The organism is Paenibacillus prosopidis, from assembly GCF_003337375.1.
Classification (GTDB): domain Bacteria; phylum Bacillota; class Bacilli; order Paenibacillales; family Paenibacillaceae; genus Pristimantibacillus; species Pristimantibacillus prosopidis.
Genome location: NZ_QPJD01000063.1, coordinates 1 through 2,553 on the forward strand (window position 1 = coordinate 1; position 2,553 = coordinate 2,553).

The 2,553-nt window shown below is 41.0% G+C and carries 3 protein-coding genes; all 3 read right to left on the minus strand.

Going from position 1 to position 2,553, the window contains the following annotated elements; translation table 11 throughout:
• The coding region (locus DFP97_RS30220; protein ID WP_245976660.1) for an amidase family protein at positions 1 to 578 on the minus strand (578 nt) is incomplete at its 3' end.
• Between the two features lie 582 nt (positions 579 to 1,160).
• Positions 1,161 to 1,688 carry a nucleoside/nucleotide kinase family protein gene (locus DFP97_RS30225; RefSeq protein ID WP_056636556.1) on the minus strand — a complete coding sequence of 176 codons (528 nt, stop codon included), beginning with the start codon at positions 1,686 to 1,688 and terminating at the stop codon, positions 1,161 to 1,163.
• A gap of 217 nt (positions 1,689 to 1,905) precedes the next feature.
• Positions 1,906 to 2,349 (minus strand): hypothetical protein, encoded by a 444-nt coding sequence (locus DFP97_RS30230; protein WP_114384353.1) that lies wholly within the window; start codon positions 2,347 to 2,349, stop codon positions 1,906 to 1,908.
• Positions 2,350 to 2,553: the final 204 nt, after the last annotated feature.

Genomic DNA, 2,553 nt, shown 5'->3' on the forward strand with positions numbered 1-2,553 from the left:
CCAATAATCGAACCCGCTGTTTCTGTTCCGATCGCTGCTGCTGCCAGGTTTGCCGCTACGGCTGCAGCCGATCCAGAACTTGACCCGCTGACGAAGAGCTTGCCAGGTCCATATGGATTCAATACATATCCGCCTCTGGAACTATATCCAGCTGGCATACGGTTGGACATAAAATTTGACCACTCGGTCATATTTGCCTTACCTAGAAGAACTGCGCCAGCAGCGCGGAGCTTTGTGGCTATAAACGAATCTTCAGAAGCAAACGACTCAGCTAATGCGATAGAACCAGCACTCGTATGCATTTGGTCATGCGTATCGATATTATCCTTGAGCAGGATTGGAATTCCGTGCAGCGGCCCCCTACTACCTGTTGTATTTCGCTCAAGGTCAAGATTTCTTGCGATTTCAAGCGCATCTGGATTGATCTCTAAAACGGCATTGATTAAAGGATTATACTTATGAATGCGTTCGATATATGCAAGAACGAGAGCTTCAGATGTATATTCACCTGAAGTCATTGCCTTTTGCATGCTCACCAAATCGGCATCCAGAATCCAATCATGTAAGTTGACGCTCATTTATTAAGATACCCCCGGTATTAGTGAATTTTCGAATAACAGTATTATGGTAACATGCTGCCTAAACAAGGGTATAGGGAATGTTTGAGTAGATAAGAAAATGTCGGTTGAGAATCGCAGTAGAGCTTGTTATTTTCACGAACTCAATATTGTAACTAAAGAAATCTGCCCGTTAGCCATCCATGCATCTCTTATGCTGCACCACAGAGCATGAAAGTTAATCCGTTCTTTCATGGTAGTTCAATGGAAACTGCAGCCGATCATTTGACAGGCTGTCGTCGTGTCTTGTGGTCGACCGACCGCCAACATGCAGCGAAACACCGCGCGCTGGGGAGCTGCGCGCGGTTTGAAAATCCAAACTGATCCTGGTTCGAGAGTTTCCAGAATCACATACATTACGGTGTATAATAAGAAACAAATGTTCTGACTATGCACATACCTCAGGAAACGCTATTGTCGGACGACAAGAACTTGTACTCATTGTATGTATGTAAGGTTATAGCTGGTGTTTTTCCACGAGTTGATTTTCCGCATTGCTATTGACTAATGATCCATTAATGTGAAACTGAAATCACCGTGCCTTTATAGGAGAAACCTATTCTCAGTCATTATTGTATTCACAACTTGATCTTTACTTAAATTTGTTGTATCTAGTATATATTTCTCTTCAATGTTCATTTCTTTCAATTCATTCAACAGGATGATCGCCCTCTCACCCATTCTTTCATGTACATCTCTGTTGCTATCTCGCTCTCTGATCGTATTTTCATCAGCCATTAGTACCGTATATTTTATGGGAATATTTTTTTCCTTGAACCTGTCTACAATCCGTTTCGTTTGCTCGGGAAAAATAACATATTCTAGAACAACGGATATATTTCTAATAATGAAATTTTCAGTAATTGCCAATATATTCTCCCAAAATAAATCAATATATGTGCCGTCATCTTCCCATGGCACTACGAATCCGCCGACAACCATAAGGTAAATATAATCCCCTTGAATGAATGCACTATTATTCATCTTACTTGCAATCATTCCTGATATTGTGGTCTTTCCGGCGGCGCATGGACCTGTAATCACATATATTTTAGCATGATTGTTACTCATATTAATTCCTCCCTAATCCATTTTCTTTTGATGCCATCAACAACAGTAGTTTAACACCTTTATCGGATAAAAAGGATAGAGAAAACAATTATAGAAGTATTTCCATACGCAGCTTCAATCCCCTTTTTTATCATTATTCTGCCCGTAAGCTCAACAAGGCTGCCGTTCAATGCCGGCAGCCTCCTGGTCGCTCAATTGTATCCATTTGAAAGTAATATCATGTTGCTTCTACAACGATACTGTCAAAATATTTATCACCCATGTATATTTCAAGTCGCCATTTTCCTTTTTTATTTCCTTCTTGGTCCAGAATAAACTTGGCTCCGCTTCGCGCATCTGCTCCTACCTGGTTTTCTGGTCTTGAGACCTCCCACTCGGGATACAAAGTCTCTTTTACCCCTGTCTCCTTGTGTTCGCCAATTAGCGTGTACGTATCCGCTAATTCTTCTGGCTTTCCCCAGAAATAAATAATAAAGTGTCCACCTTTTGAAATATTACTATTGCCTTGAGGTACAAAGCCTAATCGACCTTCTTTTCCGTACATCTTTATTCCACCGGCTTCAAACGTTCCACTTAATTCCCAGCCTGACTCATCGGTTTTATTTGGGGAAGTACATGCGGTCATAAGAAATATTAATCCAACGAGTATATACTTAAACACTAAGTTCCACTCTCCTCTCGTCACAATTGTATCATTTTGGAATTATGGCTGGGAAGTATTTGGTAGTACGTTGTCACGCTATTCTGCCCGTTAACGTAGCGGTGGGCTGCGAGGTGGAACTCCGTTAGTTCAAAACCATATCCGCTATAGAAATGACATATATACACCCTTACCTTGAATTAACTTAAATCCGAGTTGCTTGTA

What these genes read in the sequence shown, in the direction of transcription:
- DFP97_RS30225 (WP_056636556.1), bottom strand. Translation starts at nt 1,688, where the DNA reads ATGAGTAACAATCATGCTAAAATATATGTGATTACAGGTCCATGCGCC.